Below are 14,467 nucleotides of genomic sequence, written 5' to 3'. Positions count from 1 at the left end.
ACTTGTTCGTCAACAAGCAAGTGTGCTCGGGAGGGCTCCATGATTACCGACGATCTCCGCCAACGCCGCCTCGCGATCGTCCGCACGCACATGGACACCGAGGTGACCAAGGAGTTCGACGCCACCCTGGCGACGTTCAAGACCAACGGAGAAGGCCATCCGCGTTACGAGATCATGGCCACCGGTCAGATCTACGACGGCGACGACGAGGTGATGGGCTATTACCTGAGCACTCGCACCGCATTCCCGGACCAGCGTCACGAGAACGCCCGATTCCATGTCTGCGACGATGCGGTGATCGTCGAATTCGACCTTCTAGGAACGAATCTCGGTGAGTTCTACGGTATGCCGCCCACCGGAAAGTCGTTCCGGGTGCCGCTGATTGCGGTGTTCTTCTTCGAGGGTGACCGAATCATCAACGAGCGCATCTACTTTGACACCGCGAGTCTGGTCACGCAGATTGGCCGCGGCGAATTGCTCGCGCTGGCAGGGACACTCGGTGACTGAATCGGGTCTGCCGCGTACCCAGGAGCAGCGCAGGATCGACGCCGAACGCCGGTTGGTGCACGCTGCTGCGGAACTGGTCGGCGAGGTCGGGCCCACCGGGGTCACGTTGGCGAACGTCGGTCAGCGCGCCGGCTACAGCCGCGGGCTGGCCACGCACCATTTCGGGTCGAAGGGCGCGTTGATGCAGCGGCTCGTTGAGGTGGTGACGAGTCAGTTCCGCGACGCGATCAGCCAACAGAGTCAATCGGATTCGCCGATGGACCAGCTGCGCCAGCTGGTCGACTTTTACTTTCGGGTGGTGGCCGACCTCCAGCCGGTGAACCGCGCCAGACTGGTGTTGTGGGCCGATGCGGTGGCGGGGCCATCGGAGGACGTCAGACCGCAGATGGTCTCCGCCGACCGCGAGTTCCGCGAGGAGATCGAGAAGCGGATCCAGTCGGCGGTGACCGCCGGCGACGTGCCCGACGACGTCGACCCCGTCGGTTTGGCGACGGTGATCGTCGCGATGTTGCGAGGAGTCGCATTACAACATCTGCTCGACGAGAAGGTGGATCTGGTCGCCGCGCGCGGCGAGGTCGAGCAGTTGCTGGCCTCCCGACTGGGGATGCGGCCGTGAAGGTCTATCACCTCAATTGCGGGACGATGACGAAGCCACATCCGATGGTCTGCCACGTGCTGCTCGTCGAAACCGACAGCGGACTGGTGCTCGTCGACAGCGGCTACGGGAGCCACGACTGTGTCGATCCCAAGCGGGTGGGGCCTGCCCGCCGGATGGTCAGACCGGTTCTGCGGCACGACGAGACCGTCGCGCATCAGATCGAGGGACTCGGATTTGCGCGAAACGACGTGCGGCACATCGTCATCACCCACTTGGACATGGACCATGCGGGCGGGTTGGCCGATTTTCCCCAGGCTCAGGTCCATCTCACCGCCGCGGAGGCGCTCGGCGCGATGTGGGCGCCGTCGAGACGCGAGAAGGTCCGATACCGCTCGGTGCAGTGGGCACACAACCCGAAGATCGTCGAACACGATCCGCGCGGCGAGAAGTGGCGTGGCTTCGCCGCGGCGAAGGAACTGACGGAGATCTCGCCTGGCATCGCATTGGTCGCCCTACCCGGACACACCCGCGGCCACGCCTGCGTGGCCGTCGACGCAGGCCATCGCTGGGTGCTGCACGCCGGTGATGCGTTCTACCACCACGGCACGCTGGACGGGACGCCAGTGCCGCGGGCCTTGACCGCGATGGAGACAATGTTCGCGTTCGACCGAAAAGCGGTGCTGGACAACCATGCTCGCCTCGCCGAATTGTACGCGCGCCAGGAGCCGGACCTGTTGATTGTCTGCGCGCACGACCCGACGTTGCTCGAGCAAGCACGCACTACTGCCTAAAGGGGTGGTGGGGTCGCCGACCCCACGCCGTCACGGCACTAATACGACCTTGCCCACATTCTCGCGCGCCGCCAGGATGCGGTGGGCCTCGCGGGCATCGGCGAACGGCACCGCGGCGTGCACGACTGGCGCGACGATGCCGCCGGCGAGTGCGGTGGACAGCGGTTCGATCCAGGGTTGCAGCGTGCCGCGGTCATCCCACAACGCGAGCATGTTCAGCCCGATCAGGCTCTTCGACTCCGACAACTGCTTGATCAGGTTGAACCCGCGCAGCATCGACAATAGTTGCGGTAGTGCGGTGCGCAACGACCGCTTCTCCCCCTGCTGCATGGCGGACACGCCGTATCCGACGAGCCGGCCTCCCGGCCGCAACAGCTGATACGACCGCTTGAGCGACGTGCCGCCGATCGCGTCGAGCACAATGTCGTATGGCGGTAAGCCTTTCCACCAACCGTCTCGGCGATAGTCGATGGCACGGTCGACACCCAACTCGGCGAGCCATTTGTGTTTGCCCGGCGAGGCGGTGCCGTGCACCTCGGCGCCGGCCGCCTTCGCCAACTGGATGGCCGCGATGCCGACACCGCCTGCCGCCGCGTGGATCAGCACGCGCTCACCGGCCTGCAACGACCCGTAGCCGTGCAGCGCCGCCCACGCCGTCGCGTAGTTGACCGGGATCGCGGCGCCCTGTTCGAAGGTCAGCGAATCAGGCAGTGGCACAGCGTCGTCCGCCTGGACGTTGACGATCTCGGCGTAGCCTCCGAACCGCGTGCCTGCGAACACCCGCTGCCCGATCCGGGCCGCGTCGACGCCGCCGCCGACGGCCTCGATGGTTCCGGCCACCTCGTATCCGACGACCATCGGTGGCTTCGGCGCATCGGGATACAACCCGACCCGGGCGAGATGATCGGCGAAGTTGACCCCGGCCGCGCGCACCGCGATGCGTACCTGCCCCCGGACTGGCCGTGGAGGGTCGGGACGGTCCTGCACTTGGAGCACCGACAGGTCACCGTGCTTGGTGATGACGACCGCGCGCATGCTCACACACCAACTCCGACACTGCTCTTGGCGGCTTTCGCTGCGGCCGCAGGCATCCGTCGGTACATCACGGCGCGCCCACCGTCGGCCCGAAGAACGGCACCCGCACGGTGAACGTGGTGCCGTAGCGCTTACCGAGGATTGCCATCATGCGTTGGCGCGCAGCGATATACACCGGTCCTTGGATCGGCACCGGCCGCCGCGGGCCTGGCGGCATGTGCACGGCACTCACGAGACGGTGGCCTCGGCTGCACTGGTCGTCCGGCGGCGCAACACCGATTCGAGTCGACCGAGGATGTCGTAGTACCGCGTCGGCGCCAACCGCGCGAGCGCGTCGATTAGATACGCGTCCGGACCCACCAGGATGCGGGCTTTACCTTGTTCCACACCGCGATGGATGATCTCGGCGGCGTTGTCCGGTTGGGTGAGTGTGATCGCGGCGAACTCCTGGACCATCTGCTCGTGGCTGCGGCCGCGGCCTGCGGGGTCCTTGCGCCACCGGGCGTTTCGCACGATGTTGGTGTTGATGCCGCCGGGGTGGACGTTGATGGCGGTGACGCCGGTGCCGCGCAGTTCCTGGCGCAGCGAATCGGTGAAGCCGCGGACAGCGAATTTCGCTCCACAATAGGCGCTTTGGTTGGGCATGCCGACCAGTCCGAACACGCTGGACGTGTTGACGATCGCGCCGTCGTTCTGCTCGACGAGGATCGGCAGGAATGCCCTGGTGCCGTTGACGACGCCGTGGAAGTTGATGTTCCACAGCCAGTCGTCGTCCTCGGGGATGGTGTCGAGCACGCTGGAGGACGTGGCGACGCCCGCGTTGTTGAACACCGCGCCGATCGGCTTAGGCGCCCAGTCGCGCACCTCGGCCGCGAAGTCACGCTGCGCCCCGGCGTCGGCTACGTCGAGGACCCGCAGCAGCGTCGGGCCGCTCAGCGAGGCCTCGGTCTCCTTGAGTTCCTTTTCGTCGATGTCGGTGATCGCAACGGGACAACTGTGCGCCGAAAGCCGCTGCGCCAGCGCGCGACCGATGCCGGACGCCGCTCCGCTGATGACGACCGTACGGCCGCTGATGGTCCTCTTACTCATGCTCGACTCCTCCTCGCTCCGGTCCTCGCTCGTTGTCGTTTTCGGTGGCTCATGCTCGCTCCTCAGATTCGGCGTAGGTGGCTGGTGAGGACGATGTGTGCTCGGTGATCAGATCGATGATTCGGCCCCACGCCCCGATGGGCAGATCGTGGCCGAGTCCGACGATGGTCTCCAAGCGGGCGTCGGGAATGGCCCGCGCCGTCGCGGCGCCTCCGGTGGGGTGCACCATCCGGTCGCGGTCGCCGTGGATGACGAGCGTCGGCACGTCGATGTCGCGCAGTTCGGCGGTGCGGTCGCCTGAGGCGAAGATGCCCGGCAGTTGACGGGCGATGCCCGTGGGGCTGGGATCCCGATCCCACGCGGTGCCTGCGTATTCGCGCACGGCATTCTCATCGAACGGAAACCCGTAAGAGCCGATGTGCGCGAACATGTTCGCCGCGCGGTCGATCGCCTCGGCGCGCGTCCGCGGCGGTCCCGCGGTCAGCATAAGCCGCCATGTCGACAGTGCAGGACGGCCCAGCCTACGCGCTCCCGTGTTCGACATGATCGACGTCAGCGTGCGGACCCGGCCCGGATGGTGTGCGGCGACCGTCTGGGCGATCATCCCGCCCATCGAGATGCCGACCAGGTGAGCGTCGGAGAAATCGAGCGCGTCGAGGAGGCCGACGGTGTCGCGGGCCATGTCGCCGAGGTGGTACTGGTTGCGGCCCCGCAGCATCGCGACCAGGTTCGGCGGCCGGTAGGACATGTGCGTCGACCGGCCTGCGTCTCGGTTGTCGAACCGCGTCACCAGAAACCCGCGTCCGGCGAGCGCCGCGACGAAATCGTCCGGCCACGAGAGCAACTGCTGGCCGAGGCCCGCGATCAGCACGATCGGCGGATCGGCGGGATCGCCGGTCTGGTCGTAGCACAATTCGATGCCGCGACCGACGTCGACCAGTATCTCGTCGCGGGCGGTCATGCCGAAACCTGCTGCGCATGCCCGGCCCTCGACACCGTCCTGACCGCCCGGCGGTACACCATCGCACGGCCACCCTGTGCGGGTGCGGTTGCCACCCCACGTGAGTGCAGGCGTTCACCGGGGGCGTAGGTGGTGCCGAATTCGAACTCGCGCAGCAAGGTTCGTAGTGTCACATTCATCTCCATGTTCGCGAACGCCGCGCCGATGCAACGGCGCACTCCACCCCCGTAGGGGATCCAGGCATAGTTGTCGGGCGGGTTGCCCAGGAATCGGTCGGGATCGAACGTCGCGGCGTCGGGAAAGCTGGCCTCGGACGCGTGCGCCAGTGAGATGCTCGCCAGGATCGTGTGGCCCTCCGGAATCACCCATTCGCCCAATCGGATTCGTGTCTTGGCCAGTCGCGCCGTGCTGTTGATCACCGGACGGCTGCGCTGCACCTCCCAGATGGTGGCCTGCACCAGGTCCGAACCGCCTGCGGAGACCTCAGCGGTCAGCCGGGCCAGCATGCGCGGGTGGCGACGCAGCCGCTCCACAGCCCACGCCAGTGTGGTCGCGGTCGTCTCGTGCCCTGCGGCGAGCAGTGTGAGCAGTTCGTCGGCGACGTGGTCGTCGGAGATCGGCGAGCCGTCCTCGTAGCGCGCCTGCAGCAGCAGGGCGAGGACGTCGTTGCGCTCGGCGAACTTCGGGTCGTCGCGGATGTCGGTGATCAGGCGCCGGATGATCTCGTCGTAGCGCGTACGGTGTGCCGCCAGCTTTCCGCCCGGGCTCCACGGTCCGAGGTCACGGCGCACGACCCGCGGCATGACGGCCAACCGTGATGCGTGCAGCACCATGCCGGGCAGCAGTTCACGTAGTTCGTCGAGCGCGGCGCCCTCTGCGCCGAAAACGGTGCGCAGGATCGCGTTCAGGGTGATGCGCATCATCGACGGCATGGTTTCGAACTCCTTGCCTTCGGGCCATGTCGCGGTCTCGCGCAGCACCTCTTCTTCGATGATGTCCTCGTAGGACGTCATCCGCTTGCCGTGAAACGGCGGCACCAGCAGCTTGCGCCGTTCGCGGTGTTCTTTGCCGTCCAGGCTGAAAGTCGAACCCGGACCGAACATTTCGCCGAGCACGCCGGCCCGACGCATGAGGTCGGTGTTGGTGGTGAACAGGTCTCTGATCAGCGCCGGGTCGCTCACCACCACGGTCTCGCCGAGAATCGGCAACCGTAGCGTGAACGCGGACCCGTAACGGTTGGCCAACGCGGCGACGGACCTCTCCCTGGCGGCGACGAACCCGACACCCTGCAGAAGTTTCGGGATCCGCGGTGCCGGCGGTAGCCGTACCGGGTCCGTCGTCGCCACGGCCATGCGATCACCTCCGTTGGTGGTACTCCGAGGTACCGGTTCACGGTACGCCAAGGTACCGATTTGCACAACCCTTTCCAACACGCGTCTAATAGTGGTACCGTCTGGTACCGAACCGTGGTACAACGCGGTACCGAAACGCGGGCGAGAGGCGGCGTCAATGTCACTACCAGCGGAAACAATTGATGTCTTGATCGTCGGCGCTGGACTGTCCGGCGTCGGCGCAGCGTGCCAACTCCGGCAGGAGTGTCCGGACAAGTCGGTGGCGGTGCTCGAGGCGCGCGACACCATCGGCGGCACCTGGGACCTGTTCCGCTACCCCGGCATCCGGTCCGACTCGGACATGTTCACGCTGGGCTACCGGTTTTCGCCATGGACCGACCCCAAGGCGATCGCCGACGGGGGAAGCATCCTGCGCTACATCCACGACACCGCACAGAGTTTCGGCGTCGACAAGCTCATTCGCCTGAATCACCGTGTGGTGAGCGCCAATTGGGATAGCGCCGAGTCATGCTGGACGGTCGAGGTGCATCGCACCGACACCGGCCAACTGTTGACGATCAGTGCGTCGTTTCTGTACGTGTGCACCGGCTACTACCGCTACGACGAGGGGTACACCCCGGAATTTCCTGGCGTCGAGGGGTTTCACGGCCCGGTGATCCACCCGCAACACTGGCCGGAAGACCTCGACTACCGCGACAAGCGGGTGGTCGTCATCGGCAGCGGAGCGACCGCGGTGACGCTGGTGCCGTCGCTGGCCGAATCGGCCGCACACGTCACGATGCTGCAGCGCTCGCCGACGTACGTCACGTCGCGGCCCGCCAGTGACACGATCGCGGACCGCCTGCGGGCATGGCTGCCAGCCAAGCTCGCCTATGCGATCGTGCGGTGGAAGAACGCATTACAGGCGATCGCCATCTTCAGCCTGAGTCGGCACCGCCCGGAGACGATGAAGTCGATGCTGCGCAAGGCGGCGATCAAGCAACTGCCCGAGGGCTACGCCGTCGACACCCACTTCGCGCCCTCGTACAACCCGTGGGACCAACGCATGTGCCTGGTGCCCGACGGCGATCTGTTCACCGCCATCCGCGACGGCCGCGCATCGGTCGTCACCGACCACATCGACACGTTCACCGAATCCGGCATCCGCCTGCGATCCGGTGCAGAGTTGGAAGCCGACATCGTCGTCAGCGCCACCGGGTTGAATCTGCTCGCCGTCGGTGGAATGCAACTCGAGGTCGACGGCCGCGCGGTGGAGCTGTCGAAGACGGTGTCCTACAAGGGCATGATGCTCTCGGGTGTGCCGAACTTCGCGTGGACGATCGGCTACACCAACGCGTCATGGACGCTGAAGGCTGATCTGGTGGCAGAGTACGTCTGCCGGCTGCTCAAGCACATGGACCGAAACGGCTACACCGCGGTGACGCCGGACGCGGCGGGTGCGACGGCGGCCAACCCGTTCCTGGACCTGGCGTCCGGGTACGTCAAGCGCAGCCTGGCCGAGCTGCCGAAGCAGGGCGATCGCGCGCCGTGGCGGCTGCATCAGAATTACGTCAAGGATGTCCGGCTGCTGCGCCGCGGTCCGGTCGACGACGCCGTCGTGTTCACCGCGGGCTCAGCAACGCGATCGACGCGTCAACTGCTTCCTCGGTGATATCGCTCATCCGGCCACCCTCCTCGACGGTGATGGCGGCCAGTTCACGCAGACCGCCGAGCAGCATGATGATCCGTTGTCGCGAAACGGGGCCGACGCCGGCCGCGCGGAATTCGTCGGAGCCGCCGAGCGCCTGCACCATCTCGATGAAATGCTCGGTGCCGTCCCGCTGCAACCGTCGCGCGACCGCGCCAAGTGACGGTACGTCGCGAAACCAGCTCAACATCAGCGGGGACCGCGCCTCGCCGGAGGACACCCAGGACTCGATCGCCTGCCGCACCTGAGTCCGCCACGGGGCCTGCGGATCGACTGCCGCCGAGATCTGCCGAATCTGCGACGCGTTCGCATCGGTGAGCAGCGCGACGAAGCACGCTTCCCTGCTGTCGAAGTGTTCGTAGAACGTCCGTCGTGAGGTACGCGCCCGGCGCACGATGTCGGCGACAGTAGTACGCGAATAACCGTCCTCGGCGATCGACGCTTCGAGGGCGTCGAGCAGGCGCTGGCGGAAATTGCTCGCGTCCTCGTCACGCCGCCCGGCGGCTGCGGTCACTCAATGCCTTTCATGTCACAGGCATCGTACTGCGACGTAGCGGCGGAAAGTCGTTGACCAGGTCGGGATGGCACAGCTGCGCCACGCGCTCGGGACGCGTCAGGTCACGAAGCGGATGACAACCCAAAGGGGTCAACCACGCCTGGTCGGGTAGCGCAGCGTGAACGAGATCGCTTGTCGCACCGGACAATAGAGTCTGTCCGCCGTGGGCGAGCTCACGCAACCGGGCGGCCCGGTTGATCGTCGGCCCCATGTAGTTGCCGCGATCGCGCAGCATCACTTCACCCGTGTGCAGACCGATCCGCAGCCGAATCGGTGACAGGGCGGCCCGTTGTAGCGCCAACGCGCATGCCACGCCGTCGGCGGCACGGGTGAACGCCACCACGAAGCTGTCTCCCTCGCCCTGGGCCACCGGGCACACCCCGTTGGTGGCGTCGACGACGTCGGCCACCACTTGATCCATGGTGGCCAGGGCGGTCGCCATCCGCTCGGGCTGAGATTCCCAGAGTCGGGTGGAGCCTTCGATGTCGGCCAGCAGCAGTGTCACGGTGCCGGTCGGTAGGAGTTCGTCGGCGTCCATCGCACTCAACGCGCTCATGGTGATCGTCATGTCTGCCCCCAGTTTCGACGATGACACTCATCCTGCTGGCCCCGATCGGCGTTAGCTACCGTGCGCACAACACGATTGGTGGTGGTGTGTACACCCCCCGGTCAGGACCCGCTGCCGTCGACGGCGGCGACGATGCGGGTGCCGCGTCCCGGCGCCGTGTCGATCACGAGTTGACCGCCGATGGCCGAAAGCCGATCGGTCATGTTGGTCAGCCCGTGGCCGATGGTTCCCGGCTCGAATCCTCGGCCGGTATCGCTGATCGACAGGTGCAGTGCCTGCCCGTCTCCGCGCGCCTTGATCGTCACCGTGGTGCCGGGACCACCGTGTTTGGCGGCGTTCTGCAATGCCTCGCTGCAGCAGTAGTACAGCGCCGCCTCGGTCGACGACGGGTAACGGCCGAGGCCCTGCAGGTCCACGTGCACGGGGACCGACGCGCGAGCGGCCAGCGTCGGCAGGGCTTCGGTCAATCCGCCGCTGACGAGCAGCGGCGGATAGATGCCGTGGGCCAGCCGGCGTATCTCGACGATCGAGGTCTCGACGAGTTCGGACGCCTCGCTCAACAGCGACTGGCACCGCTGCGGATCCGCTTTGCGCGCAAGCGCAATGAGTACCGAGAGGGAAACGAGATGCTGCTGGGCGCCGTCGTGCAGATCCCGTTCCAGTTTGCGTCGCTCTTCGTCGGCGGCCGTGGTCAACCGGGTGCGCGAGGCCGCCAGTTCGGCGGCGCGTTCCGCGAGTTGCCCCTCCGACGTCCGCAAGGCCGCGGCGTTGTTCCACACGATCACCAACAGGTGAAATGCGTTGAACGGCAACGCCACAACGATGAACGCGGTCTCCAACCAACGAGGCCCGTTCTGCACCGCCTCCGGAACGGGAAGGATCCGCACCAACAGTGCCATCGCCAGTACGCACAGCGCGGTGATCACCGTGAAGGCCAGCCCGCGCTGCCAGCGGATGTAAGGCTCGGCGAAGACCACGGGAACGAGGGCCACCAGCGCCATCACGGCCAGGAAGTTGGGGTTGATCAGCGTCACGAGTACCACGCTGATCCAGTTCGTGACGCAGACCAGGCTGATCGACTGTGAGTATCTGCCGAGCCGGGCCAGGTGCAGCCCCACCGCGAGCGCCACACACTGCGGGGCGCCGACCGCCGCGAACAGCAGCACGTACGGGTTGCGGTACCAGAACGCCAATTCCAAGAGCGGCAACAGGATTCCGGCACCGGCCCATCCGAGTAGATGGCCGGTGAGGAAAAGCTGATAACGCTCGGCCCGAAATCGGTTGATCAGGTCATGACCAAGCAGGGACGACGAGCGCACCGCGGCGGTGAGCAGCACCTGCGGTACCCGCCAGTGAGGCATCATGCCGCCGGTGGCGGGCGACTTCAGCTCGCTGTCCGCCATATCCGGCTCAGCAGTTCCGGCGACAGGTGCTCCTTATGCAGATACGCGACGGCACCGCAGGTGGACGCGGCCGCCGGGAGGTCCTCCAGGTCGTAGGTCGACATCAGCACGACGAGCAAGCCGGGGTGTGCCGCGCGGAGTTGCCGGGTGGCTTCGATGCCGTCGATGCCCGGCATGTGGATGTCCATCAGCACAAGGTCGGCGCCGCCGGGGATGCGGTCGACGGCGGATTCACCGGTCTCGCATTCGCCTGCCATTTCGAAGTCGTCCATGGCAGCCAGCGTCGCGGCGGCAGCCCGCCGGAAACTGGCCTGGTCGTCGACGACCCAGACGCGCACGAGTTCGCCCGCCACGGTGTCATCGTGTCGAGTGGATTTGCTGCGCACCAGGGTGCACACACCACCTTTTCCATCAGCGGTCACGTCGACCCGCTGTCGTTCAGGAACATCAACACGGCCTTGACGCGGCGGTCAACGGCGTCGTCGCCGGTCAGTTCCAGCTTGGCGAAGATGGAGTTGATGTGCTTTTCCACCGCGCGCTGTGACAACACCAGCCGCTCGGCGACGGTTCGGTTGGAGAACCCGGTCGCCAGTTCGCTGAGCACCTCGCGTTCCCGTGGCGTGAGCCGACTCAAGGTGGGGGCCGAGCGGGGCTGCGCGAGAAGCACTTCGACGACCAGGGGGTCCAGCACCGTGCCGCCGCCGGCGACCTGGCGCACGGCGTCGTTCAGTTCGTCGAAACGCGAGATCCGCTCTTTGAGCAGGTAGCCGCGGCCCGCCGTGCCGTCCTCGAGCAATCCGGCCGCATAGCGCGGCTCGGCGTACTGCGACAGCACGATCACGCCGGTGTCGGGGTGGGCTGTGCGCATCCACCGCGCCAACCGGATCCCCTCGTCGGTCGACGTCGGCGGCATCCGGATGTCGGTGACCACGATGGTCGGTCGCAGCTTGTCGACGAGTTCGACCGCGGAGTCGTAGTCCTCGGCGGTGCCCACGACGGTCACCTCGGGATCGGTCGACAAGGCCCGCTCGACGCTGTCGCGCATCAGTAGCGAGTCCTCGGCAATGAGGATCGAGATCCGATCGCTCACCTTCCCCCGTCCTTTCCCCCTTTTTCAGGATCACCATACGGAGGCCCCCGGTGTTTAGGATTTCGAATTATCCGTGCATCGACCGCTGAGCGGCTGTCCGGACAACGCGGCACAACAGACCGAAGTGGTCGGAGGGAAACACCCGGGGCAGCGTGCTCGAGACGGGTTCGGTACCCAGAAGTCGGATGAGCGCCGGCGTCCAGCCGTCGCCCTTGATCAGCACCCTGTCGAACCGCACACGTCTGTTTTTCTTCTTGCTGTCCAACAGCATGAGGTTGACGGAGGTGTCTTCGGTGAATCCCTCCTCGCTCGGGTGCAGCGTCGGCCACGCGTCGACATAGGAGTTTGGAATTCGCGCGTCCTCGTCATCGCGCATGTTGAAGTCTCCAGAGAGCACAACGTCTTCCGCCGCGCCGACCGCGCTGAACACCCGGTCTACCTGTCGGGCGCGCAGCCGCGAGGCTCGCCTGCCGCTTTCCAGATGGACCGAACATATGGCCAGTGCGCGCCCGTTGACCGTCAACTCGGCCTGCAGTAAGCCGCGCCCGATACTGGTAGGCAGGTGGGTGTACGTCACCCGCGAGATCGGCAGCCGCGAGAGCATCAGCTGGCCGTAGTCGCCGAACTCATTGCCCGTCACCGCCGCCCGGTAGTAGCGCTCCCGGATCCAGGGTTGCGCAAGGAATGCAGCGAGCGCGCGGGGCGTGACTTCCTGGAAGACGACGACGTCGGGCGAATGCTCGGAGAGCAACTGCGCGATCGCGCCGTAGCGTTCGTCTGCGTGGTGGTCGCTCAACCAGATGTTGTAGGTCGCCAGGGTCAAATCGTCGCGCGTCGAATCGGCGTCGACCGTGACGTCGGCCCACTTGTTCGTTGTCACGTCGAATCGGCCGACGGGCACGTCGCGGTGTGGCCGCAGCATCCACCGCAGGCGGGCGATAACGGTGCGCATCGACGTCAATGGTTCCAGAGGCACCAACTCGCCACCGGCCCGCCAGCGCCGCCGGCCAACTGCCGCAGCCTGTCGGCTGTGCCGCCTTTCTCGAGCAAGTTGGTAGCCCGAGCCCTTCTAGCAACTAGTATCTGTCCAATGCGTGAGATCGATCGACGCACAATGATGCTGACGGGTGCTGCTGCCCTGCTGGCGACCACGGTCCGCGTTCCCGCGGCCAGGGCCGAGTCGGCTCCCGATTTCTTCGATGACTTCACGGGTCCGGCGGGGTCTGCACCCAACCCGGCCTTCTGGGCCGTTGTGAACGGCCTCCATTGGGGTGGGCAGCAAAACTATACAAACGAGAACGCGTACGTTGACGGCAACAGCCATCTGGTGTTGAAAGCAGTCAACAATGGTGGCAAATGGACGTCGGGTCGTGTGCAAACCGCCGTGCCAGTTTATCCGGGCAACAATAGTCAGGCGAGCTCGGCAAACCTGTTCACTTTCGGCTACGGCACCCTATCGGCGAGCATCCAAATACCTAACGGCATGGGACCAGGCTTGTGGCCGGCGTTTTGGCTGTTGGGAGCCAATGGCGCAGAAGGTGTGCCGTGGCCAGCGTGCGGCGAGATCGACGTTTTCGAATTCGCGAGCGTTGCAACAAAGGCCAATACCAGTATCAATGGACCGTTCACCTACATATTGCCGCAGGATTTCCAAGCCCAGTTGAGGACACCCACGCCGGATTTGAGCACGGCGTTTCACACCTATTGGATGATCCACGCTGAGGACAGTCTCACCTTTGGAGTGGACTCGACTACGTGGGGAACGTTCACCCCGGAGTCGATGAAATTCGGCGGCATTTGGGTGTTCAATCAGCCGTTCTATCTGATCTTGAACTTGGCTGTCGCTTCCGGGGGCTGGGTGGGTCGACCAGATGCCTCGACGCCGTCTCCCGCAGTGATGCTGGTGGACTGGGTCAAGTTCGAGCCAGCCCCATAGCGACTTGCCTGGGGTGTCAGGCCGGCCCGGCAGCAAACGGCGAGTCGCGGGCCCGTGGCCGCGACGTCGGAAAGTGTCGACGGCGTCGTTGTTGAAACGGCGGATGTCCTCTGGACAAGGCGAGCGGCAGGTCGATCAGGTGGTCGTGTTGGCTTCCGCAACACGGTGGCCACCGCCAAGCACACACCGAGGTCGGCGACGTTCTGGACAAAGCGGTTGGCTACAACGACGAATGTCGCCAAGTGACGCCGAGAACCGCGGAGGAAAACGTCGTCGACTGTGGTGGCCAGGGCCGGGATCGAACCGGCGACCTTCCGCTTTTCAGGCGGACGCTCATACCAACTGAGCTACCTGGCCGGAAGGCACCCATACCTCAAAACCCAAGTGCCTCGCCAAACACTGGCGACCCTGACGGGACTTGAACCCGCGACCTCCGCCGTGACAGGGCGGCGCGCTAACCAACTGCGCCACAGGGCCTTGCTTGTCGTACCGTGCGACTCCATCGTACGAGGCGTCGCGGGTACCCCCTACGGGATTCGAACCCGCGCTACCGCCTTGAAAGGGCGGCGTCCTAGGCCGCTAGACGAAGGGGGCCAGCCGAATCTCTCCGGGGTACTCACAACGCTGTGACGCTGGGAGCTTCGATAGCTTAGGGTACCGAGGCCCCAATCCTCAAACGAGAAGCTCGCGGGCACCGACTACGGCGCTTTGCCTGGCGCTCCGATAGAGTGGCTCCGCCCCCGTAGCTCACTCGGAAGAGCAGCGGACTTTTAATCCGCGGGTACGGAGATCGAAACTCCGCGGGGGCACCAAAAAGCTGTATGACGTCGGTTGATGCTTGACGTTTCGGCTCCGGTTGATGGCTGACAGTGTTTCGGCTGATGCTTTACACCT

Annotated in this window: 15 protein-coding genes, 4 tRNA genes and 1 pseudogene; 6 read left to right on the top strand and 14 right to left on the bottom strand. The window is 65.6% G+C overall.

What is annotated here, in order from left to right; all coding sequences use genetic code 11:
• The first annotated feature begins 39 nt into the window (after positions 1-39).
• The 3 genes from A5724_RS18185 to A5724_RS18175 are packed head-to-tail and all read left to right on the top strand — an operon-like array spanning position 40 to position 1,896.
• A complete protein-coding gene (locus A5724_RS18185; RefSeq protein WP_067804887.1) occupies positions 40-507 on the top strand; it encodes an ester cyclase in 468 nt (155 codons plus the stop codon).
• Complete coding sequence (locus A5724_RS18180; protein WP_067804883.1) at positions 500-1,123, top strand: TetR/AcrR family transcriptional regulator; 624 nt, start codon at positions 500-502, stop codon at positions 1,121-1,123. The genes A5724_RS18185 and A5724_RS18180 overlap by 8 nt, the downstream gene beginning before the upstream one ends.
• Positions 1,120-1,896, top strand: coding sequence for an MBL fold metallo-hydrolase (locus A5724_RS18175; protein ID WP_067804880.1), 777 nt, complete (start codon positions 1,120-1,122; stop codon positions 1,894-1,896). Before A5724_RS18180 ends, A5724_RS18175 begins: the two co-directional genes overlap by 4 nt.
• 30 nt (positions 1,897-1,926) lie before the next feature.
• On the opposite strand, the gene A5724_RS18170 is transcribed toward A5724_RS18175, so the two are convergent.
• The 5 genes from A5724_RS18170 to A5724_RS18155 form a co-directional block, all read right to left on the bottom strand.
• On the bottom strand, positions 1,927-2,931 hold the full coding sequence (locus A5724_RS18170) for a zinc-binding dehydrogenase (protein WP_067804877.1): 1,005 nt from the start codon (positions 2,929-2,931) through the stop codon (positions 1,927-1,929).
• Positions 2,932-2,998: 67 nt separating this feature from the next.
• Complete coding sequence (locus A5724_RS33825; RefSeq protein ID WP_156752351.1) at positions 2,999-3,163, bottom strand: hypothetical protein; 165 nt, start codon at positions 3,161-3,163, stop codon at positions 2,999-3,001.
• Positions 3,160-4,020, bottom strand: a complete 861-nt coding sequence (locus A5724_RS18165; protein WP_067804874.1) for an SDR family oxidoreductase — start codon at positions 4,018-4,020, stop codon at positions 3,160-3,162. The genes A5724_RS33825 and A5724_RS18165 overlap by 4 nt, the downstream gene beginning before the upstream one ends.
• Before the next feature lie 49 nt (positions 4,021-4,069).
• The gene (locus A5724_RS18160) at positions 4,070-4,981 is read right to left on the bottom strand and encodes an alpha/beta fold hydrolase (RefSeq protein WP_067804871.1); all 912 of its coding nucleotides are present in this window, start codon (positions 4,979-4,981) and stop codon (positions 4,070-4,072) included.
• Entirely contained in the window at positions 4,978-6,333 is a 1,356-nt protein-coding gene (locus tag A5724_RS18155; protein ID WP_067804870.1) for a cytochrome P450, read from the bottom strand. Before A5724_RS18155 ends, A5724_RS18160 begins: the two co-directional genes overlap by 4 nt.
• Before the next feature lie 157 nt (positions 6,334-6,490).
• On the opposite strand from A5724_RS18155, the gene A5724_RS18150 reads away from it, so the two are divergent.
• Positions 6,491-7,984 (top strand): NAD(P)/FAD-dependent oxidoreductase, encoded by a 1,494-nt coding sequence (locus A5724_RS18150; RefSeq protein WP_067804867.1) that lies wholly within the window; start codon positions 6,491-6,493, stop codon positions 7,982-7,984.
• Here A5724_RS18150 and A5724_RS18145 read toward each other — a convergent pair.
• From A5724_RS18145 to A5724_RS18120, 6 genes and pseudogenes are all read right to left on the bottom strand, one after another.
• The gene (locus A5724_RS18145; RefSeq protein WP_067804864.1) at positions 7,935-8,534 is read right to left on the bottom strand and encodes a TetR/AcrR family transcriptional regulator; all 600 of its coding nucleotides are present in this window, start codon (positions 8,532-8,534) and stop codon (positions 7,935-7,937) included. The two genes, A5724_RS18150 and A5724_RS18145, sit on opposite strands and share 50 nt — an antisense overlap.
• 34 nt (positions 8,535-8,568) lie before the next feature.
• Positions 8,569-9,144 (bottom strand): annotated as a pseudogene (locus tag A5724_RS18140) (adenylate/guanylate cyclase domain-containing protein); the annotation flags it as partial.
• A gap of 101 nt (positions 9,145-9,245) precedes the next feature.
• Positions 9,246-10,547 (bottom strand): sensor histidine kinase, encoded by a 1,302-nt coding sequence (locus A5724_RS18135; protein ID WP_067804856.1) that lies wholly within the window; start codon positions 10,545-10,547, stop codon positions 9,246-9,248.
• Positions 10,529-10,900: a response regulator transcription factor gene (locus tag A5724_RS18130; protein ID WP_232004887.1), complete on the bottom strand. Its 372-nt coding sequence runs from the start codon at positions 10,898-10,900 to the stop codon at positions 10,529-10,531. Before A5724_RS18130 ends, A5724_RS18135 begins: the two co-directional genes overlap by 19 nt.
• A 65-nt stretch (positions 10,901-10,965) precedes the next feature.
• Complete coding sequence (locus A5724_RS18125) at positions 10,966-11,637, bottom strand: response regulator transcription factor (RefSeq protein ID WP_082965124.1); 672 nt, start codon at positions 11,635-11,637, stop codon at positions 10,966-10,968.
• Between the two features lie 67 nt (positions 11,638-11,704).
• Entirely contained in the window at positions 11,705-12,589 is an 885-nt protein-coding gene (locus A5724_RS18120) for an endonuclease/exonuclease/phosphatase family protein (RefSeq protein ID WP_232004886.1), read from the bottom strand.
• A 138-nt stretch (positions 12,590-12,727) separates the two neighbouring features.
• On the opposite strand from A5724_RS18120, the gene A5724_RS18115 reads away from it, so the two are divergent.
• Positions 12,728-13,573, top strand: a complete 846-nt coding sequence (locus tag A5724_RS18115) for a glycoside hydrolase family 16 protein (protein WP_232004885.1) — start codon at positions 12,728-12,730, stop codon at positions 13,571-13,573.
• 280 nt (positions 13,574-13,853) lie between these two features.
• Here the strand turns inward: A5724_RS18115 and A5724_RS18110 are convergent.
• From A5724_RS18110 to A5724_RS18100, 3 genes are all read right to left on the bottom strand, one after another.
• A tRNA-Phe gene (locus A5724_RS18110) sits at positions 13,854-13,930 on the bottom strand.
• A 43-nt stretch (positions 13,931-13,973) separates the two neighbouring features.
• Positions 13,974-14,050, bottom strand: a tRNA-Asp gene (locus A5724_RS18105).
• Between the two features lie 44 nt (positions 14,051-14,094).
• Positions 14,095-14,167, bottom strand: a tRNA-Glu gene (locus tag A5724_RS18100).
• Positions 14,168-14,309: 142 nt separating this feature from the next.
• On the opposite strand from A5724_RS18100, the gene A5724_RS18095 reads away from it, so the two are divergent.
• Positions 14,310-14,385: transfer RNA gene (locus tag A5724_RS18095), tRNA-Lys, on the top strand.
• Positions 14,386-14,467 lie beyond the last annotated feature (82 nt).

The sequence above is a fragment of the Mycobacterium sp. ACS1612 genome (genome assembly GCF_001667505.1).
Classification (GTDB): domain Bacteria; phylum Actinomycetota; class Actinomycetes; order Mycobacteriales; family Mycobacteriaceae; genus Mycobacterium.
This window is presented reverse-complemented; position numbering and strand designations above follow the sequence as displayed.